The 19,338-nt window shown below is 59.5% G+C and carries 23 protein-coding genes, 1 tRNA gene and 2 pseudogenes; 12 read left to right on the forward strand and 14 right to left on the reverse strand.

The window, feature by feature from the left end; all coding sequences use genetic code 11:
* Position 1: 1 nt before the first annotated feature.
* The 5 genes from ACQ6S1_RS12900 to ACQ6S1_RS12920 form a co-directional block, all read right to left on the reverse strand.
* On the reverse strand, positions 2-718 hold the full coding sequence (locus ACQ6S1_RS12900; RefSeq protein WP_445041617.1) for an ABC transporter ATP-binding protein: 717 nt from the start codon (positions 716-718) through the stop codon (positions 2-4).
* Positions 715-2,472: a branched-chain amino acid ABC transporter ATP-binding protein/permease gene (locus ACQ6S1_RS12905; RefSeq protein ID WP_445041618.1), complete on the reverse strand. Its 1,758-nt coding sequence runs from the start codon at positions 2,470-2,472 to the stop codon at positions 715-717. Before ACQ6S1_RS12905 ends, ACQ6S1_RS12900 begins: the two co-directional genes overlap by 4 nt.
* A 68-nt stretch (positions 2,473-2,540) precedes the next feature.
* A complete protein-coding gene (locus ACQ6S1_RS12910) occupies positions 2,541-3,455 on the reverse strand; it encodes a branched-chain amino acid ABC transporter permease (RefSeq protein WP_445041619.1) in 915 nt (304 codons plus the stop codon).
* Between the two features lie 36 nt (positions 3,456-3,491).
* Positions 3,492-4,607, reverse strand: a complete 1,116-nt coding sequence (locus ACQ6S1_RS12915; RefSeq protein WP_445041620.1) for an ABC transporter substrate-binding protein — start codon at positions 4,605-4,607, stop codon at positions 3,492-3,494.
* Positions 4,608-4,757: 150 nt separating this feature from the next.
* Positions 4,758-5,711 (reverse strand): LysR family transcriptional regulator, encoded by a 954-nt coding sequence (locus tag ACQ6S1_RS12920; protein WP_445041621.1) that lies wholly within the window; start codon positions 5,709-5,711, stop codon positions 4,758-4,760.
* Positions 5,712-5,866: 155 nt separating this feature from the next.
* On the opposite strand from ACQ6S1_RS12920, the gene ACQ6S1_RS12925 reads away from it, so the two are divergent.
* Positions 5,867-6,595, forward strand: coding sequence for a FadR/GntR family transcriptional regulator (locus ACQ6S1_RS12925; protein WP_445041622.1), 729 nt, complete (start codon positions 5,867-5,869; stop codon positions 6,593-6,595).
* A 400-nt stretch (positions 6,596-6,995) separates the two neighbouring features.
* On the opposite strand, the gene ACQ6S1_RS12930 is transcribed toward ACQ6S1_RS12925, so the two are convergent.
* On the reverse strand, positions 6,996-7,550 hold the full coding sequence (locus ACQ6S1_RS12930) for a hypothetical protein (protein WP_445041623.1): 555 nt from the start codon (positions 7,548-7,550) through the stop codon (positions 6,996-6,998).
* 52 nt (positions 7,551-7,602) lie between these two features.
* Positions 7,603-7,989, reverse strand: a complete 387-nt coding sequence (locus ACQ6S1_RS12935) for a hypothetical protein (protein WP_445041624.1) — start codon at positions 7,987-7,989, stop codon at positions 7,603-7,605.
* Positions 7,990-7,995: 6 nt separating this feature from the next.
* Here ACQ6S1_RS12935 and ACQ6S1_RS12940 point away from each other — a divergent pair, with 6 nt between their 5' ends.
* The 10 genes and pseudogenes from ACQ6S1_RS12940 (at position 7,996) to ACQ6S1_RS12985 (ending at position 16,435) form a co-directional block, all read left to right on the forward strand.
* Complete coding sequence (locus ACQ6S1_RS12940; protein WP_445041625.1) at positions 7,996-8,175, forward strand: hypothetical protein; 180 nt, start codon at positions 7,996-7,998, stop codon at positions 8,173-8,175.
* 214 nt (positions 8,176-8,389) lie between these two features.
* Positions 8,390-8,578, forward strand: a pseudogene (locus tag ACQ6S1_RS12945) (helix-turn-helix domain-containing protein); the annotation flags it as partial.
* A 1,059-nt stretch (positions 8,579-9,637) separates the two neighbouring features.
* Positions 9,638-9,796 (forward strand): annotated as a pseudogene (locus tag ACQ6S1_RS15405) (Arm DNA-binding domain-containing protein); the annotation flags it as partial.
* A 153-nt stretch (positions 9,797-9,949) separates the two neighbouring features.
* Positions 9,950-10,846 (forward strand): tyrosine-type recombinase/integrase, encoded by an 897-nt coding sequence (locus tag ACQ6S1_RS12955; RefSeq protein ID WP_508162247.1) that lies wholly within the window; start codon positions 9,950-9,952, stop codon positions 10,844-10,846.
* A complete protein-coding gene (locus ACQ6S1_RS12960; protein ID WP_445041626.1) occupies positions 10,846-11,412 on the forward strand; it encodes a hypothetical protein in 567 nt (188 codons plus the stop codon). Before ACQ6S1_RS12955 ends, ACQ6S1_RS12960 begins: the two co-directional genes overlap by 1 nt.
* Positions 11,413-12,179: 767 nt before the next feature.
* On the forward strand, positions 12,180-13,094 hold the full coding sequence (locus ACQ6S1_RS12965) for a DUF7146 domain-containing protein (RefSeq protein ID WP_445041627.1): 915 nt from the start codon (positions 12,180-12,182) through the stop codon (positions 13,092-13,094).
* Positions 13,091-14,494, forward strand: a complete 1,404-nt coding sequence (locus ACQ6S1_RS12970) for a phage/plasmid primase, P4 family (RefSeq protein WP_445041628.1) — start codon at positions 13,091-13,093, stop codon at positions 14,492-14,494. The genes ACQ6S1_RS12965 and ACQ6S1_RS12970 overlap by 4 nt, the downstream gene beginning before the upstream one ends.
* A 293-nt stretch (positions 14,495-14,787) precedes the next feature.
* Positions 14,788-15,228 carry a hypothetical protein gene (locus ACQ6S1_RS12975; RefSeq protein ID WP_445041629.1) on the forward strand — a complete coding sequence of 147 codons (441 nt, stop codon included), beginning with the start codon at positions 14,788-14,790 and terminating at the stop codon, positions 15,226-15,228.
* A gap of 149 nt (positions 15,229-15,377) precedes the next feature.
* A complete protein-coding gene (locus ACQ6S1_RS12980; RefSeq protein ID WP_445041630.1) occupies positions 15,378-15,953 on the forward strand; it encodes a recombinase family protein in 576 nt (191 codons plus the stop codon).
* A 242-nt stretch (positions 15,954-16,195) separates the two neighbouring features.
* On the forward strand, positions 16,196-16,435 hold the full coding sequence (locus ACQ6S1_RS12985; protein ID WP_445041631.1) for a hypothetical protein: 240 nt from the start codon (positions 16,196-16,198) through the stop codon (positions 16,433-16,435).
* A gap of 13 nt (positions 16,436-16,448) precedes the next feature.
* Here ACQ6S1_RS12985 and ACQ6S1_RS12990 read toward each other — a convergent pair whose 3' ends face one another.
* Positions 16,449-16,655 carry a hypothetical protein gene (locus ACQ6S1_RS12990; RefSeq protein WP_445041632.1) on the reverse strand — a complete coding sequence of 69 codons (207 nt, stop codon included), beginning with the start codon at positions 16,653-16,655 and terminating at the stop codon, positions 16,449-16,451.
* Between the two features lie 151 nt (positions 16,656-16,806).
* Between ACQ6S1_RS12990 and ACQ6S1_RS12995 the strand changes: the two genes are divergently transcribed.
* Positions 16,807-16,883: transfer RNA gene (locus ACQ6S1_RS12995), tRNA-Met, on the forward strand.
* Between the two features lie 53 nt (positions 16,884-16,936).
* Here the strand turns inward: ACQ6S1_RS12995 and ACQ6S1_RS13000 are convergent.
* The 6 genes from ACQ6S1_RS13000 to ACQ6S1_RS13025 all read right to left on the reverse strand — a co-directional run bounded on the left by ACQ6S1_RS13000 (position 16,937) and on the right by ACQ6S1_RS13025 (position 19,195).
* The gene (locus ACQ6S1_RS13000; RefSeq protein WP_445041633.1) at positions 16,937-17,200 is read right to left on the reverse strand and encodes a hypothetical protein; all 264 of its coding nucleotides are present in this window, start codon (positions 17,198-17,200) and stop codon (positions 16,937-16,939) included.
* Between the two features lie 201 nt (positions 17,201-17,401).
* Positions 17,402-17,653 (reverse strand): hypothetical protein, encoded by a 252-nt coding sequence (locus tag ACQ6S1_RS13005; protein ID WP_445041634.1) that lies wholly within the window; start codon positions 17,651-17,653, stop codon positions 17,402-17,404.
* Positions 17,654-17,702: 49 nt separating this feature from the next.
* A complete protein-coding gene (locus ACQ6S1_RS13010) occupies positions 17,703-18,203 on the reverse strand; it encodes a thermonuclease family protein (protein ID WP_445041635.1) in 501 nt (166 codons plus the stop codon).
* 8 nt (positions 18,204-18,211) lie between these two features.
* On the reverse strand, positions 18,212-18,433 hold the full coding sequence (locus ACQ6S1_RS13015; RefSeq protein ID WP_445041636.1) for a hypothetical protein: 222 nt from the start codon (positions 18,431-18,433) through the stop codon (positions 18,212-18,214).
* 68 nt (positions 18,434-18,501) lie between these two features.
* A complete protein-coding gene (locus ACQ6S1_RS13020) occupies positions 18,502-18,744 on the reverse strand; it encodes a hypothetical protein (protein WP_445041637.1) in 243 nt (80 codons plus the stop codon).
* A gap of 172 nt (positions 18,745-18,916) precedes the next feature.
* Positions 18,917-19,195 (reverse strand): hypothetical protein, encoded by a 279-nt coding sequence (locus ACQ6S1_RS13025; protein WP_445041638.1) that lies wholly within the window; start codon positions 19,193-19,195, stop codon positions 18,917-18,919.
* Positions 19,196-19,338: the final 143 nt, after the last annotated feature.

Below are 19,338 nucleotides of genomic sequence, written 5' to 3' on the forward strand. Positions count from 1 at the left end.
ATCAATGGCCTCCAAGAAATGCGTCGCGCACCGATCTATCGACTCTGAGGTCGGCAGCGGCGCCGGATTGGACGATGCGGCCGTTTCGCAGAACGTAGGCGCGTCCCGCGATCTCCAGTGCCTTGAGCATGTTCTGCTCAGCGATCAGCACGGCGGTCCCGTCCTTGACCAGATTCGGAACATGATTGAGCACCTCGTCCGTCAGCTTGGGAGAAAGACCGAGTGAGGGTTCGTCCAGCAGCAGCAGCGAGGGCCGCAGCATCAGCGCGCGACCGATCGCAAGCATCTGCTGCTGGCCGCCGGAGAGCATCCAGCCTAATGCCCGCTCCTTTTGCTCAAGCGCGGGGAAGATTGCGTATATCCGCTCGATCAGCGCGGCCGTGGCACGGGCGTCGTCGCGGGAGGCCACTTCGAGATTCTCGCGCACCGAGAGCCCCGGGAACACCCGCCGTCCCTCTGGGGAATAGCCGATGCCTCCGCGAACTCGCCGATGCGTTGCCACGGACGCGATATCACGTCCGTCAAGGAAGAGGTTACCGGACGCCAGCGGCAGAAGCCCGACGATGGCCTTCATCAGAGTGGTCTTGCCCGCGCCGTTAGAACCGACCAGAGCGACGACCTCACCGCGATTGATCGACAGGCTGACGCCATCGAGCGCGGTGATCTGCCCATAGGAAACGCGGACCGATTTTACTTCGAGAAGGGCTGCTTCGTTCATGACTGCACCGCGATCCCGTCATCTGCGGAATGTTCACGGCCGGCCGCGCCGCGCCCGAGATATGCATCAAGAACCAGGGGATGTTCATAGATCTCCCTAGGGCGCCCTTCCGCGATCAGGCGACCTTGGTCAAGGCAGATCATGTACGTTGCCAGCGAACGCAGGAACGGCATGTTGTGCTCGATGATGAGCAGCGTGACGCCGCTTGCCGCGAGGTCCTGGAGGCGATTTGCAAGGTCGTTCTGCTCGGATTCGTTGAGCCCCGCAGCCGGCTCGTCGAGCAGGATGACCTGCGGATCGAGCGCCAGCGCCCGCGCGATCTCCACCCGCCGCTTCACTCCATAGGCGAGCGAACCGCAGGGTCGATCCACCTCCTCGACGCCAAGGCGGTGCAGCAGGTGCAATGCATAGGAATGGGCCCGCTGGAGGCTTGCGTCCTCGCGCCCCACCCGCAGAGCGGCGAGCGGCGAAATCTTCTCCGCCTCAAAACGTGCGACGGCTACATTATCGAGGACGTTCATGTCGTCGACGAGACGCAGATTCTGGAACGTCCGCGCGATGCCACGCCGGGCGATGTCGTGCGGCATGCCACCCGTGATCTCGGCGCCGCCGAGGGTGATCGCGCCGTCGTCCGGCTTTTCCAGCCCGGTGATGCAGTTGACGAGCGTCGTCTTGCCAGAACCGTTGGGCCCGATGACGGCCGTTATGGTACCTCTCTGGAGCCGAAACGAGACGTTGTCGAGCGCCCGCACGCCACCGAAGGATTTGACGAGCCCATGTACTTCGAGGATGGGCGTGCTCGACGGCAGGAGCGCGCCGCGCGGCTCCGGGCTCGCGCCGGGACGACTGCTCATTGACAGCATCTTCTGCCGATCGACACCTTTCCCTTTCGGCAGAAGCCGCGCGATCAGGCCGGCGATGCCTTCAGGAGCCAGAATCAGCAGGGTGATGAGGATGATCGCGTTGATCATCACGTAGGCCTGCTCGAACACACGAAACCATTCGGGCAGATGGACGATGATGAAGGCCCCGATGATCGCACCCGAGACGCGGGTCCGGCCGCCGACGACAGCCATAGTCAGGCACAGGACCATCGTTTTGAATTCGAGCGCCTCGGGGGAGGCGATGCGATTCACATGAGCGAAGAGCGCGCCGGCGGCGCCGCCGTAACCGGCGCTCAGCAGCAGCATGGTCAGCCGGATTCGATCGATGTCGATGCCGAGCGAGCGGGCCGCAACCTCGTCCTCGCGCAGCATATGGCAGGCTTTGCCATAGAGCCCGCGCATCATCTGCCAGGCGAAAAACGCGCCGATTGCGACAAATCCCCATACCAGCAACAGCATGGGCCATCCGCGTGGGATCGAAATCCCGCCGATCGACGGCAACGGCACACCTGGAAGCCCGTTTCCGCCGCCGGTCAGCGAAACCCATTCCAGCGCGAGGAGAGTGGCGATCTGGCTGATACCGAGCGTTGCCAGCGCGAAATAATGCGAGCTGAGGCGCAACACCGGGATGGCGATGAAAAAGGCGATCAGCAGCGCGAACACGATGGACGCGGCAAGGGTCACCGGGAAGGTGAAGTCCAGGCGCACGGCCAGGATGGCCGTCACATAGGCACCGATACCGAAGAAGGTTGCCTGCGAGAGCGCAAGCGCGCCAACATGCCCGAAGATGAATTGATAGCCGATCACCATCAGCGCGAACACGCCGACCAGCGTGAAGATACGCAATTCGAAGGGCGTCGAGAAAATCATTGGCCACGCGCAGAGCGCCAGCAGGCCAGCAAGCCCGACCGCGATACGAGGATTGAGGCTATGCACCGTCAGGCCCTTTTCTTGATCGCTTCGCCGAACAAGCCCTGCGGCCGCAGCAGGAGAACTGCGAGGAAGGTTAGGAAGAGCGCGATGGTGGACGACGTCATCGAGAACAGGATGTGGGTCGGCAATACGGCCTCAAGGCCGGGGATCAGCGCCGGGATGGCGGGAATCAGAACCTCGAACAGCGCGACCATGAAGGCACCGATGACGGTCCCGGGAATGCTGCCCCATCCGCCGATGGTTACCGCGAGGTAGGCCTTCATCATGTAATTTCCGCCATCGGTCGGCGAAGCGTAATAGGTCGCCGACAGGAACATGCCGGCAGCACCAGCAAGCGCAGCGGCGAGCATGAAGGTGAAGGCGATCATCATGTGAACGTTGATGCCCGCTGCCGCCGCCATCTCGGGGTCCTGCGCCACGGCGCGCATCCGTTGCCCGAACCGTGTCCGCGTGAACAACAGATATTGTCCGAGGATCAGCACGGTGGCGGTGCAGATCACCGCCACCGATTGCTGGCTGATGACGACATCTCCGAGAGACACGATCCCGGAACCGAAGATCGGCACCACGCTGCGCGGTTCCGGTCCGAAGGTGAGCAGAACGAGGTTCTCGAAGATGGAGCCCGCGGAGACGGTTGAGATAAACACCGCGACCACAGGCTTATTTCGGAGCGGGAAATAGGCGACGAGCGCCAGAACGAGACCGAAAGCAGCGGCTGACAGCAGCACCAGCGGAAGAATGACGATGCCCATGGCAGGCACAGCCGCACCTATCGCAAATGCCAGATAGCTGCCGAGCATCACCAGCGACCCATGCGCGAAGTTGACGGCGTTGGTGGCGTTCAGCACCAAGACAAGCCCCAGTGCCACGAGCGCATAGGCGCAGCCGAGCGCAACGGTATTCACAGCAAGCTGCAACATTGTCGATTGCCTGTATCTGGCTCTGCGGAAAGAAGATCAGAGGCCGTCCGGCTTCCCGGCGTAGCTCTTGATCATGACGGGCGTCCGAGAGGTGCCGTCGAAGCAGACAATGACGGATGAATGGGCCATATTGCCCTTGCCGTCAGATTTGTATGTCATAGCGGCGCCGGCGTATTCCTCGGTCGCAAGAAATGCCTGGACGTCAGCCGACGTTTGCGCGCCGGCTTTCAACGCAGCGATCGCCATGTTCACCCCGTCATATTGCTGCAGGGCGAAGAAATCCGGCGCGGCTTTATACTTGGCTGTGTAATCGTCGATGAACTTGTCGAGCTCCGGCGACAAACCCTTGCCGATCCAGGCAGAGGTTTCAGCGCACAGGCCTTTCAACTCGGCGGGATCCAGGAGCGCGGCGGTGGACGGCATGGTGAGCATGGTGTTAGCCACGACCGGCAAATTAAAGCCGGCCTGTCGATATTGACGCAGCAGCAACGCCATGGACGCTGTGTGCATTTGAATAAGAACAACATCGGGATTGGCCGCTCGCATCTTGGCGAACGTCGGCATCATATCCTTGATCGTAAGTTCAATTCCGTCTGAATATACGACATCACCGCCGCCCTGCTTGATGTAGGAGGACAACGTCTCGTATCCACTTTGCCCGTATGCTGTGGAATTGTAGAGTATTGCGATACGCTTCTTTCCGAGATCCTCCAGAACGTATCGTGCGTGTGCGCGCTTCGCCACCAAGTCGGAAGGAAAGAAGCGAAAGACGAACTTACTTCCCTTTTCCGTGATGGCTGCAGTTCCCGCCGTGGTCAAAAGCGGGATTTCGTATTCGTCAGCAAGCGGAATCATTGGCAATACTTGCGTGCCAAACATCGGCGCGACTGCCGCAACGACTCCTTTCGCTCCGGCGACGCGCTCAAGCGCATTCGCCCCGCCCTCCGCCGCGCCGGCCGTGTCGAGCACATTCGTGCCGATCTTGAGCGAAGCAGCACTTTCGATGGCGAGAACAGCGCCGTTGCGTTGCGATGTTCCTTCCAAGGCGATCGGCCCCGTCAGCGGAGCGATCACCGGGATCTGAACATCCTGCGCAAAAGCAGGCGAAAAAAACACAAGAGATGCGAAGATAATAGAAAACGCATTGCGCATGTATTTCCCCGCATCACTTCGGTTAAACCGATCAATATTTCAATCTTGATCGATTCAGAAAGACAGTATCTGTGTTTTCAGTGTTATTTTATTGGATATTTATTTTCCAATATTTTTTCATTACGCGAGGTATCGCGATATGCGAAGGGTCTACGCGGATTTGAGGCTCACGAATTCCGCGCTGTCCCGCGGTTCTCGCGAGGGCTCGCCAGTAGCAAGCCCACGAACGAGCTTTGGGAGAAGGTCCATAACCACTCTTTGCGCGCGCGATACGCACCTGTTGCGAGCGGGGGCAATATAGCTTTTGAGGCTCATGCCCGGATCAACGATGCGCTGGTAGCTGATTCCATTGCGAGACGGCTGAGGTGGAGCAACGCAGGGAAAGACAGAAAAGCCCCCACCCTGGCTTATCATTTCCTGGAGGATCTGGATGGAATTGACCTCCGCGGCATAATTCAATGCAATTCCCATCCGTTCGCTGGTCTCGTCGAGCAGTTGGCGGCAGGAATGGATGCGCGAGGTGTGATAAAGGGGATAGCCGGCAATTTCCGAAAAGCTAATTGTCGGCACGGAATCTGCGGTGCCCCCAGCTGGCCTAAGCAGATAGAGATCCTCTCGGCACAGCGGGACTGCATCGTCTGCAACCTTGCTCCTGCTCTCGTAGAGAACCGAAAGATCGAAGCGATCCCGCGCATACCATTGGTTGATTTCACCGCTTAGAGCCTCGACGATCTGCACGTTCAGACCTGGAAACAAGGCACGGATGCGATCCAGCAAAGGCTGTGCGATCACCAGGGCCAGCGTGGTCGGCATCACGATGGTGACATTACCCTCTGGGTCCTTCAGGCCGAACTCTTCCACCGACCGTCGAGCCTCGTCGGCCGCATCCAATATCCGCACCGCATGGTCGAGCAGCAGGCTTCCCGCCTCCGTCAGCCAGACGCCCCGCGCGTGCCGCTTGAACAATTGCGTCCTAAGTTGGCACTCCAATTTACTGATCTGATTGCTGAGTGCTGGCTGCACGACATTCAGGCGCTCAGAAGCACGCGCAAAGCTTCCAGCCTCTGCGATGCCTCGGAAATAAAACAATTGCTTCAATTCCATCGCCTACCTCATAATACAGCCGGCCAACGAGGATCCTTTTGAAAGCAGACCATGATGATAGCTGTCAGACAAGCTGGTAGCATGATGATATGTTCGCCATACGCCGCCCAGCGCATAGGCAAAGCCGCTATGAAGAGGCAAGCAAAGGGGTAAGGATGAAGTCTCTTGTGCCGAAGTCGCTGAAAAAAGTTGCACGCACGTCTTTGGTCGATGAGGTAATCGAAGCAATCCGCGTCATGCTTCAGGAAGAAGGATGGAGCACAGGCGCAAGGCTTCCCTCCGAACAGCAACTCAGCATTCAGCTTGGCGTCGGCCGCTCCACAGTTCGCGAGGCTTTGCGGGTGCTGGGACATCTCGGCCTTGTGCAGTCGCGAAGCGGGCTCGGAACTTTCGTAACAGGGCGTGACTTCCCTGAGCGGCAGACCGGAGAGATCGGCTCTGCAGGTGCGATACTGCAATTTTTCGAATTCCGCCGGACGATCGAAGTCCCGGCCGCGCGTCTTGCGGCCGAGAGACGATCAGCCATTGCGCTCGCCGCGATCGAGGACGCTTGGCAGAAGTGCTACAATGCCGCGCTGAACGGCGATGTGGCGGAATTCGCCGACTTTGATCATCGGTTTCATCTGTCAATCATCGAAGCGACCGAGAACCCATTTATGATCAACGCATATCGGTCGATCCATTCGGACTTCATCACCCATGTCAGCGTCATGCTGGGATTGGGGCCGCTTCGGCAGATGCTGCACTTTCATGATGATCTGATACGGGCAATCCGTCAGCAGGATCCGGCGATGGCCATGCGGGCCGTGGAGGACAACTTCGTCGATACTGACGTGCGCCAGAAAATGATACTTTCCGACGAAATTTGCACACATTTACTTTAAGGTCAGCAGAAATATTGGATCGGATATTTATCAACAAATGTAGATCAGACTACTTTAGCGTCCAACGTGTTCTTTTCGCCGATGCGAGATGATGACGAGCGCAAATTGGCGTTGGTTCAATGCTGGCCATTCGCGGCTGCGGTGGCCGCGCTAGACGCCGCCTATGGGTGAGCTGCCGGCGTGGCGTGTACGCGGCGGGGCAGGGGCCGTACGCGGACGGCCGCTGCATGGCGGCGGGGGCGGAGGGGCCCAGTGCCCCTCGTGCCGCCCTAGCGCGCCCACCAGCTTCAGCCGGGGAGGCATTCAAACCTCCCCCTATATCTGGTTATTTTAGCGATGGCTCAAGGGACCCGAAACCGGCTGCGACCTATCCGGGGAACGTTACCCAACCGGCTGGGTGTTAGTTCACGCTGTACACAATCGAAGTCGCGGAGACCTGGATCACCTTCAGAACGCGGCCTTGGATCGGTGCACTCTGTCCCTCAGCCAGAGAGATCATGATCGGTGCGGACGCTGTCGCGTAACTGGATGTCGGCCGAGGACCGACAACGGAATAAGAGGTCGACGTTGAGGTGGCTGTGACAGGCGTCCCGCCGACCATGCCCTGAACGTTTGTGTGCGAGGTTTGAGGCATAACCAGCGGCGTCTGATTCATGGTCGTGGCATTGCTCTCGACCGAGATGTCGGAGCGTTCGAAGATCGCACTTCGCCCTTGGCTCCCAACGAAACGCACAATCGTACGTCCCGCATCTGTCGTGCGGCCGAAGATGTCCGCGCTTCCGAACGCATTCGGCAAAGGCTTCGTGGCCTTGAATTCCATCACAACGTCGCCCGGACCGGCCGTTAGTTCGCGTCCTGCAACCGCGCTGGTCAGCTCAGTCCTCCTCTCAACCGGCGTGCAGGCGCTTGCCATCAAAGCGGCTGCACCCGCGGTCGCTATCATCTTGAACGTCATCACAAACCCTCCCCAAAACCCCAAAAAAACATAGTGAAAATAGTCGGAACAATTATCGTTCGATCCGATGCCCACGGATGAAGTCGGCCGGCCAGCGTGAAGTGGCCGAGTGCGCCGCAGGCTCGATGGCTGCTGTGGTGCGTGGATTGATCAGCAGAAGGAAGACGACGTGCTTTGTGCGAAACGCCCAGACATCGGCGTTGGGTGCTATGGCGCGCAGACGCTCAGCACATCGAGCAATGAATGCTTCGCGTTCGATCCTCGGGAAATGCTGGTAGATGAGGATTGATTGGCCGGCAGCGTAGAATGCGGCGATCTCATCGAGGTACACAAACTTCGACGAGTTCTTGCGGCCTTTCCGTAGGGAAATCTCTAGACCGTTATCCGGATCAAAGAACACCAGATCGGCAGAGGCTAACGCCGATCGGCATGCCTGCATGAAGGAGTGGCGCTCGACGACACTGTCTTCCAGAATTTGGTTGAAGTAGAGGGCACCCGGAATGGCTCCGCTGTCTTCTATCGAATGCAGCCGACGTCGATCAGGCTGGGCAGCAGCTTGTGCAAGCAGGTCGAAGAGTTCCGGATCGAAGCACCTGTAGCGATGCGGCTGTTTCTAGATAGCTGATCTTGCGTCCATCACTGCGGCCGTCCGGAGGCGTCAGCATCCAACACACACCGATGCGGTTGCTGCCCTCGGCGCTCAATGCCCTCAGAAGCGCGTATTTCCGATAGTCGCTGATGTCCCCGACGTATTGCTCTTTCACCACCACGCTCCGTTCGCCATCGTGGTGCCGGAACGTACATGGACCCGTGGGGTATGTCAGGAACAAAATGTTCCTATGGAGCCTTTCGCATCGAACCTCAGGAAGCGTGCCGAAGAGCTAGGGATTTCCAATGCTGAAGCGGCGCGTCGAGTTGGTCTTAGCGAACGACGGTACGGAAACTACGTAAGCGGCCGGCGGGAACCCGATCTCGCGACTTTGGTCCGCATTGCGGCAGTGCTTGAGACCTCGCCAGATGAGCTTCTATCCTTTGGCCCTGTAGAGGCCGACGAAAGCTATGCTGCGGCCAAGCTACGGATCGTGGCAGCGACCAACGTCCTGTCCGTCGCCACTTTACCCAAATTTTGGGCACCGTTTCATTCTACGCGCGGCACCGCAACCTTGGCATCAAACGATCCCTGCATAAGCGGCCGAGAAGCCGGTGGAAGACGTGTGGGTATCCTGTTGATTCTCGCACCTCAGATTTATTCCCACTGGTCACATGATAGCCCACCTGGGATCCCCCTGCGTCGTTGGCAGGGTCGACGTGGACGAAGGTTGTTCTGCTCACGAGTAAGTCTCGCTTGCAAGTACCGGTAGGGGCCCGGGCACGACTGCACTGTCTCGATCGACTAGCTGTTGCGCCTGCGGGCCAGGATATGAATTAGGCGGCCTCGTGAAGCTTCTGCTTGCGACCTGTGGGCGACGCCATTTAGCGGGCTGGAGCAAAGCGCTGATCGAAGAAGGTGAGGCCTACGGCGGTAGGCTCTGTGAGCAGCCAACTGATACAAAGCCGCCCAACCCCGCCTCGAAGCAAGTTTCAACGTTCAGCTTTATCGCTGCGTTCGGCACGATCCACTCTTCGAGCCCTCTTAAGCCATTCTATGCACCAGGGGCGCTTCAGGTGTTCGATGCTTGCTAGGCTTCGAAGCTCTGGTAACCACGCGGTAACCCGCGCCTTTCCGCGCCATCTCCGGCCGCTTTCAGCCGCAACCCCCAGAAACGACAAAAGCCGCGGTTTCCCGCGGCTTTTTGCGTCTTTGAAACTGGAGCGGGCGAAGGGATTCGAACCCTCGACCCCAACCTTGGCAAGGTTGTTCGATCCTATTCCTTCGGGTTCCACTAGATTCCCGTGCATAGATAAGGCTTTGACATAAAACCTCTTTTCCATTGATTGAAGTTCCGTGACTTTCCTCCATATTCCCCTTAGGGTGTTGACTTGGTGTTGACCTGCATCCATTCGGGAATGATCTTTTGGAAAGAAAAGTACGCATCAGCAAGCGCGTGGTGGATGGCGCTATGCCTGCTGAGCGTCGCTTCACGCTGATGGACGATGATCTCTCTGGCTTCGGATTGAGGATTGAGCCGTCCGGCGTAAAAACCTATTTCATCCGGTACAGGGCGAATGGTGGCGGTCGCACCGCTCCCCAGAAGCTGATGACCATTGGTAGGCATGGCCAGCTCACGCCCGATGAAGCTCGTAAGCGTGCGCGCGTGCTACTGGGGTCGGTGGCTGCGGGGCAGGACCCTGCTGGGGAGCGCTCCACAAGACGTAAGGAACTTACCGTCCGGCAGCTGATAGACCTCTATGCGGAAGAAGGGTGCTTCATTCAGCGAGGTCGTCTTCAGGGGCAACCCATGAAAGACCGTACGAAGGCCTACACTCTGGCCCGCCTACGTCACCACGTGATCCCGCTCTTGGGATCAAAGCGCGTCGACGAGATAGGCGCCGGTGAGATTGAACGGTTCGTCCGCGATGTCACCGCAGGCAGAACTGCCAAGGACATCAAACAGGGGCGCGCCCGTATAGTGGTCCGCGGTGGTGAAGGCGCCGCAAGAAAGACCGTCCGAGATCTATCTGCTGTTTTCTCATTTGCCAGACGCCGAAGCATTGTCAGCGAGAATCCAGTCGATCGCGCCGCGATCCGCAAGACTGACAATCGACGGGATCGCTTCCTCTCGCTGGAGGAGATTGAGCGTTTGGGTCGGGCGTTTAGTGAACTTGAGGCGGAGGGCATCAACCCAAAGGCGCTCAACATTGCCCGTTTATGGGCGCTGACCGGGTGCCGTCGCGATGAGATTGCCACGCTGCGCTGGTCTGAAGTTGACTTGCAGGCTGGCTTCCTGAGGCTTGCTGATAGCAAAACTGGTCGAAGTGTGCGGCCTCTTGGAACAGCTGCGAGGGTCCTCCTCGCTTCGGTCAAGAACACGGGCCAGGGCTTCGTGTTTCCGGCGGACGGCACCCCCGACAGACCTTACCAAGGAACCAAGCGCATCTGGCCAAAGATCGTAGCGCGGGCTGATCTACCGGGCATAACGCCGCACACCCTCCGACACACCCTCGGCAGCGTCGCGTCCTCCTCAGGAGAAGCAATTCTTCTAACGGGTGCAATCCTCGGTCACGCCAACGCGAGGTCCACAGCGCTCTACGCCCACGTTGACAAGGATCCAGCTCGGCTGGCCGCCGATCGAGTATCAGAGCGGATCGAGGCTGCTCTCAGGAAGGGGCACGAGATACGGCAGGGAGTTTCCTGATGAACGCAAAGAAAGCGGGCTTCAGCGGGAGCCTAGCCGCTCCTATCGAGCGAGACCTGCCCGCGTATTCGCTGGTGCTTGAGGCTGCTGAGAACGAGCAGAGGCATGCCAAATGGTCCGAGAGCATTTTTCATGAGCGCTTAGGCAAGCTCCCACTGCTGTTCGATCATTATGGATTGTCTCCTTCCGAGTCGTCTTGGCCTGCACTGGTGCTTGCACTCGCTTGCGATACGGTTCCGGGCTTCCAGCTTGCTCTAGAAGGTCCAGCTTCGCAGTCGTTTCCAGATCTCGCCGCCTCGATGCGTACCGCTCCCAAGCCGCAGGGAAGGCCAAAGGGTTCGAGCCCACACCTTGCGGGGTGGAGCGATGGGATGCTTGCGGCTGCGATGCAGGTGCTAGAAGCCCGTTCATTCACGAAAGAAGAGGCTGCCAAGGCGCTAGCAATCTCCATTCACCCAGGTGGCGAGCACCGATTAGACGAAGAAGGTCGAAACGAGCTTGATCAGTTGGCAAAGACGCTGGCCAACAGGGTGCAATCGCATCGGGCCAAGTCACCCGAAAACTAAGCGTTATTATCGGGGTTAAATGCGCTGAACATTGCTTGTCGTTCCGCCGAATGAGTCGGCGTGCATCAAGGACGACAAGCATGCACCGCGATCAACGCTACCTAACAAGCGACGAGTTTGCTGCCTTCGTAAAGGTAGCGCCTGGAACCCCACCGAAGTGGCGGCTCAAAGGCGCCGGCCCAGCTTTCATCAAGTGTGGAGCCCGAGTTCTCTACGACATCACCGTTGTGGAGGCTTGGCTTGCGGGTCGAGCTCGCACGTCCACCTCGGATCAGGGGAAGGCTGCGGCCTAATGCCTGAAAACATGAACCCGGCCACGACGGGCGGTCGTGCCGGGCTCGGGAATGTCGTCGCTGGCGAGCAGACTACACCTCGAGAAAATAGCGCCTGTGAGAGCCTCTCGCAAGTTGGCGATTGGCTTCCCCTCGGTCGGCTGATTCTGCCTGCCATGCTGGACCAGGTCGACCTGCCTACCGCCTGGGTCGGCGTGGAGGGCACGCCATGAAGGCCAGCCTTCCCTTTTCCGCCGCACCTGTGACTTTCGTCGAGGTTTGGGCAACAAGCCCAAGCGTTCGCGGCGCTGGCATGCGGTACCAGATCGTTCTCATTCAGCCTGATGGCACATGGGACTCGATCTCGCGCCTCCACCGGAAGCTGGCCTCGGCTCTAAGCGACGCTGAAGCACGCGCTGATGAGCTGCACTGTCCCTTCCTCCCGGGCTTCACTGTCACAGGATCCTGGTCGCAAGTAGCGGTGGAGGAAACTCCATGAACCTGCGTGCATATGCCAAGGCACTTGGCGGACGCGTTGCTGGCGCCCAGTCCATTTTAGCACCCGGGCCTGGTCACTCACCGGCCGACCGCAGCTTATCGGTCCTGTTCAGCACCAACACACCGCCTGGCAAGGATGGCTTCATCGTGCACTCCTATGCCGGTGACGACCCTATCCAGTGCCGCGACTACGTGCGACAGCGATTGGGGCTTGGCGACTGGAAGGCATCGCCGGAGTGGCCGAGCTCAGCGAGCTCCTCGCCGCCTCCCCAGTCTTCCCCATCAGCAATCACTGATGCGGAACAGGCCCGCCGCGTCGCTCGAGCTTTGGCGATCTGGAATAGCGCGAGTGATCCTCGAGGCACCGTTGTAGAGGTCTATCTGCGATCCCGAGCAGTCGGCTTAGAAGACACGATTACCGGGCAGGTGATCCGCTTCCGCCCCGCACTGAGCTACGCCGGCAGCAGATGTTCCGGAATGGTGTGCCTGATGCGGGACGTCCGGACAGACGAACCTTGCGGCATCCAGCGAACCATCCTCAAGGCCGATGGCACGAAGATCGATCGTCTGATGCTGGGCAGGGCCAAGGGCGCCGCCATAAAGCTCGATGCGGATGAACATGTCACAACCGGCTTGACGGTAGGCGAAGGCATGGAGACCTGCTTGGCGGCTCGCTTAGCCGGCTTCCGCCCCACCTGGGCCTTAGGATCAGCTGGAGGCATCCAGAACTTCCCGGTGCTGCAAGGCATCGAAGCGCTGACCATTTTGGGCGAGACAGACGACTCCGGCGCCAATGAGCGTGCCTCAGATCAGTGTGGCCAGCGGTGGCTTGTTGCAGACGCAGAGGTCAATCTCGTCACGCCAACCACCCGCGGCGACTTCGCTGACGTATGGAAGGAGCTCGCCTCTTGAACCTTCCGATCACGGACCCGCGGCTGCAGGGCAGAATTACTGTCCGAGAGATGAAACCGAAGAAGGCTCCGCTCGACAAACTCATCACCGAAGATGGGGTGGCTTTAGCCTTTGCTCGTGAGCACGCTGGCGAGCTGCTGTACTGCCACAGCACCGGTTCATGGTTCGTCTGGTCAGGCCAGCGTTGGGAGAAGGAGCGACGTGGTATCGCCTTCCATCAGGCACGTGAGCTTGCGAGAGAGCTAGCGATCAAAGCTCCGGACAAGGTTCGGTTTGTTGCTTCGAAGACTGCCTTCGCTGCTGGCGTGGAACGGTTCGCACGCACCGATCCAGTTTTCGCGGTCACGGCGGAGTGCTGGGACACTGATCCATTTCTCATCGCAACACCCGGCGGGACCGTGGACCTGAAGACCGGAAGGCTGCGACGCCCAGATCCTTCTGACAGGATCACTCGGCTACTGGCAGTAGCTCCTGCTGCTGGCCCCACTTGCCCCCGCTGGCTGCAGTTTTTGCAGGAGTCTACTGGTGGTGATCAGGAGCTCATCCGCTTTCTGCAGCAGTGGGCGGGGTACAGCCTCACCGGCAATACACGAGAGCACGCGTTGCTCTTCATTCATGGGCCAGGCGGGAACGGGAAAAGCGTGTTCCTGAACGTGCTGACGGGCATCCTTGCCGACTATGCGACGACGGCGAGCATGGACACCTTCACTGCGGCTCATGGTGACAGGCACCCAACCGAACTTGCGATGCTGCGTGGAGCACGCCTTGTCACTGCTTCTGAGACGGAGGAGGGAAAAGCCTGGGCTGAGGCTCGCATCAAGCAGCTGACCGGCGGCGACCCGATCACTGCTCGATTTATGCGCCAAGACTTCTTCACCTTCACCCCGACCTTCAAGCTCATGATCGTGGGCAACCACAAGCCTGCTCTCCACAGCGTGGATGATGCAGCCCGTCGTCGCTTCAACATCGTTCCTTTCACGCTAAAGCCCCAGCGGCCCGATCCCGAGCTCGAGACGAAACTCCAGGCAGAACATCCGGGGATCCTTCGATGGATGATCGATGGTTGCTTGGATTGGCAAGCCAATGGCCTCAGCCGGCCGGCCAGCGTGCAGCACGCTACTGATGAGTATTTCGACGCTCAGGATGTCTTTGGTCAGTGGATCGATGAGCTCTGTGACGCTGAACCCGGTAACGAGCACAAATGGGAACTCTCCTCCCTCCTGTTTTCATCATGGGCGGATTTCGCAGCGCGGGCTGGTGAGCGCTCTGGCGGCGCCAAGGAATTCGCTGAACGGATGCAGCGGCAAGGTTTCCAGAGAAGGAAGAAGGCCCAAGGCGCCCGCGCCTTTAGCGGTGTGCGCCTGAAGCCAAACGGCCGGTCGAGGAGCGCTAATGACTAGGTGGCACGAGGTGGCACGAGCAGAGGTCTACACTGATACGCGTGCGCACGCGTGTGTGAGTAAACAGTCCCACCTGCCACCTGCTGCCACCTAGCCTTCCTGCCGCATAGCTTCAGCTCAAGAGAAACAGACAGTGCGTTGATGAGGTCGCGCAATGGTGGTGCTCTGGCCAAGAGGACGGGCCGAAAAACGGATAGGAAGGACGCGGAATGGCCAGATCGTTGACCCCAAGCTTGGATCGGATGAGGCGGCCGCCGAAGATGTCTCCTCGCGCTCAACAGCTCTGCGAGCTGATGGCGATCGGAACCTTGGACGGCGAGAAGGGGCCCATGAATGTCCGGGAGGCCGCAGCTCATATGGGCATCGCGGTATCGACGGCCCTGAAATATGCGGCGCATCCCTTGGCCAAGCAGCACTACAACCGAGTTCTGCAAGAGATGCGCGACGGTGAGCGTGGCAAGAACATTCGCCGACTGGCACAGATCAGAGACCAGGACGCGAATCTCACCGCGGCTGTGCAAGCAATCAAAGGGCTGGAGCCTGCGGCAGAAGTTGCTCGGACGCAGGTCAGCATTGGTGTCGGCGTGCAGGTCACGGCCGGCTACGTCTTGGCGCCGCCGGATTTCCCCAGAGCTGGCGGCCGCGCGGAACCGGCACCACAGGCGCCGATCGGACCACCTGCCGACGCAGGTTACAAAGTTCTCCCTCCGCTCGGTGAGCGATGTTCGGAGTGAATGTCATCCTTCAGCTGTGAGCATCGTCCCATAGAGCCTGATCTACCGGACGCGTCCACATGAGAGACCAAATGTGTCCAATAGAGCCGATTGACAATCCGGACGCCATCCGCCTCAATGGTCTAGAATCTATTGGACGGAAAGCGAACATGCTGATCGGGTACGCACGGACCTCTACAACGGAGCAGGAAGCAGGCATGGAGGCCCAACAGCGGGATCTCGGAGCCGCAGGTTGCGAGGAGATGTTCTCTGAACGGGTGTCCTCAGTCGCGCAGCGCGATGCACTGGCCAAGGCAATGTCGTTTGCTCGCAAAGGTGACACGCTGGTGGTGACGAAGGTGGATCGCCTGGCGCGCGACACGTCGAGCCTCTGGGCGATCGTCAAAGATCTTGATGCCAAGGGTGTTGGTCTGCGAGTTCTGAACCTGGGTGGCGATGTCGTCGACACGAAGTCGGCCACCGGCAAGCTTGTGCTGACCATCTTCGCAGGCTTTGCTCAGTTTGAGCGGGAGATGATGCTGGAGCGCCAGCGCGAGGGGATCGAGAAGGCCAAGGCTGAGGGCAAGTACAAGGGCCGCAAGCCGACGGCGCGTGCAAAGAGCGACGAGGTGCTGCGGCTGCTCGGCGAGGGGAAGACGCCTACCCAGATCGCGAGGAGTGTTGGGATCGGCCGGGGCTCTGTCTACCGGATCATTGAGACCGCAAACACTACACCCCCCGCATAGGTATCCACCCGGTCTGCACGGCACCAGGCGCCGGAAGGCCCGGCACCCACCTCCCTTGTTGTAGCGGACCGTCACTAGGGGGTGGGGGGTGCAAAATTTGGCGCGGGTCGTGGATTTCCTAGTCTGCCCGCGAGAGACTTTCGGGTAAGCTCAGTCGCCCAAATTTTCTTTCGCTGCAAACTGCAGGCCTCGACAGCCTTCACATCTTCATGGTTGGCTGTGTCTACAATGGAGGCTCACCTGTGCTGCCAGAGATCCCCGAAGGCGACATCATCCGTTTCCACACTTTAATGCCGGTTATCCTGACCGACGGTCAAACCCTAGAGCCTGGCGAGTACTGGGGCCGCGTGCGGCAGGTGAGGATAGGAGTTGGGAGCGATTTGGAAGAGCGTGCGAGGTATTACTTGGACCCTCCGGACAAGAGTGATCCAGCTATCGACATCACTGAAGAGGTGCGTAGCGGCCTGATCAGCGTTGAATGAATGACGATCGCAGTCACGTGATGGCGAGGTAGGCCACCCAGACGCCGGCCGCAGCGATCAAGGTACCTGCGAGTTGCCAGGCGTTCGTCAGCAACCAACCCGACATCCGGTTGGCCCAGGTTGATGTCCAGTGCCGATGCCGGCGGATCCCGATCAGCGGGTATTCCGCATGCTTGTACTCTCCATCCCACCAACGGGCGATCTTCTGGTGGATTGTCACGACGGCTCCAGTGCGTTGTGGGTTCTCGGTCCTCGCGCCATCCTCTCATCACTGGCGGCGGCGTGGAAAGCAGACACGCAGCCATCGACGGACGGTGCCGGCCAAGCGTTGAAGCCGGATAGCTGGAGTAGCGCCCGGCCCGCCAGTTTGACGTAGGGTGGAGCAGCTCGGTAGCTCGCCAGGTTCATACCCTGGAGGTCGCAGGTTCAAATCCTGCCCCTGCAACCAATTCGGAGCCGCCGGTGCATTCAAGCATCCGCAGCTCTTATGTGCGGGTATCTTCAGATGCTCCCAATACCTTCGAACATCTCTCGGATTTCCTTTGGCCCGAGAAGATCTTCACCCGCCTTGATCCAAGGGATCTTCCCTGTGTCGTGGTCGAGGGTGCAAGCATATCTGACGGCGTCGGATAACCGCCACCATGGCTCAGGATTCGGGTCTGGTGGGGCGCTCGCAACATCCATACTGAAATCCGGCTGACGAGGATCAGCATCTGGAGGCAGCCAGATGAGAACGGCGCTGCCGTAAAGCAAATGATTGGGCATCTCAACTCCTTATCCGCTGTGCGTTGCCGCATTCTCTGCACCCGCCAGTCTGCCTCTGAACGAGAGGTGGCGCCATGGCGATGTGCAATGTTGAGATCATCGGTCCTGCGTGCTGGGGCTTAAACCAATCGTACCATGCCGCTGTGCTGCTGATGTTGGCGAACCACAAAAGCATATCCGCGAGCCGGTGAGAGAAAGCGACTAGCCATCCTCCTCGCGCCGCCACGACAGCGGATTCGCCTTGACACGGAACTGCGTAACGCGCGTGTCGCAGCGCGCGCATTTGATGGGCAGTTGGCGCTGGTAGAGATCGAGGTCGAAGCCCTTCAGCGTGCCTAGGCGGTGCAGGTCGATATTGACGGACGATTGGCAGACATCGCACCAGCCGAACAGGCCCATTTCCATATCGATGAAGTCTTGGACGGTGCGGGGATTGTTGACGAAGCGAGGCATGTTCTTAGTCTGTTCACGGACTGAGAAGGCGGTCAATCGGACTGACGATCTATCGCCGGTGGTGCTCGGCCCGCCTCCATTCCCACGGTTTGACGAACGATCCACGCCAGAGACCACGCCGCGCTGATCGGGCCTCTCGTTCCGCTGCCGAATAGGCGCCGCGGCTGAACATGGGATAATCGACGGCAAGACCGCGAAGAACCAGCGCCTCGGCGACATCCCGCCCACCGGCCGTGCAGCGCGCCACAACGCGCCCGTATCGATCGACATCGACCGGCTCGCAGCTCGTAGGGCGCGCTTCAGCCAGCAGCTTGTCCAGCGCATCCGCTGCGCGTTTCCCACAGCGATAGGCTTTGCCCGCCGCGTTCTGGCAGGTCTGCTGCCCTTCGGGGGCATCCACGCCCCAAAGCCGGATGTGCTGGCCGTGGATCTCGATCGTGTCGCCGTCGATGACCGAGGCGCGGCCCGTGATGGGAGCGGAATTGCCGGCGCTGGGCACTCCTGCAGACAAAATCGCCAGCAGCGCCACAGCCAACAGGACGGGCTTCACCGAAGCTCCTAATCCCGCTCTGCAAGTGTCTGGGTCAATGCCGTAAGTTCGATCGCGATCTTCTCAAGGGCCCCAGGATGGTCGATGGACTCTGACACCCCAATCTCCTGAAGGGCCTTGGCAGTCGCCTTCTGCTGAACGGTAAGCTGGAGCAGCGCGTAAGCTATCGCGTAAAGGCCATCACCGCCGCGCGCCTTGTCTTCAATGAGATCGTTGATGTGAATGGCCATAGTCCTCTCCTGCTTAAAGCATCCTAGTCTGACGGCTTGTCTTGCTCGCGTACAGCGCCGTCGTAAGCTCAGCGAACTGCATTGGCCGTTGAGACGCTTCGGCTGATCTCGGTGATGACGCCAAGGACGACGCCTGCCATCAGGTACATCAGCCCTTGATCGATTGCTTCGCCGGTTGTCCCCGAGCCAATGTAACGCTGCACATCCGCGGCCGTACCATTAATGGCGACGTATAGGCCCATACCAGTGCGCATCGCTCCAAGAGCAAACAGGATGTAAGCGAGCACTCGACCTATTGATGTGAAGAACATGGCGCCCTCTAGGCTGCTTGGATGAGCCGTGGTGTATGCTGCGCGATCTCTGTCTGTAAATCAGGGGAGTTGTGGGTCGCCTTGCTCAGCTGCTTCGCGGTCCTGTTGCCGCCTGAGTTGCGGATGCCTTGCTTCTCGTTGAACGCCTCTACCGCCGCCGGGCAGGTCCTCTTCAGTCTGTTTTCCCACCTTCAATAATCACCGGTGTGAAGCCGTACCCAGGCTCATCAATCATCTTGATGATCTGCGTCGTTATGAACGAGCCCATGGGCGGTAGGTTTTTATCCGTCTCCTCCGCTCTCATGGCAGGCAGCGCGGATTTCATCGCGTCCGAGATCACAACGCGATCAAGAACCTGCTGAGCATCCAGCGCTCGAACTACGGTCGCGATAGCTGCGCAGAGGGCGGCGATCGAGTGCGAGTGGACGTCAGTCGTTACGGGCGCGTTCATATCACTCTCCGTGTGTATGGTTGCTCGCTTGGCAACGCACCCAGCCGCCCTCAAGGAATTCGACGCCGCTTCTCTCAAGAGCGGCGCGAAGTGAGGCGATACTGGTGCGGTGAGGCCGTGTCTCTGCGGCCTCGAACTTCTGG

It is taken from the genome of Terrihabitans aquatilis (assembly GCF_052542005.1).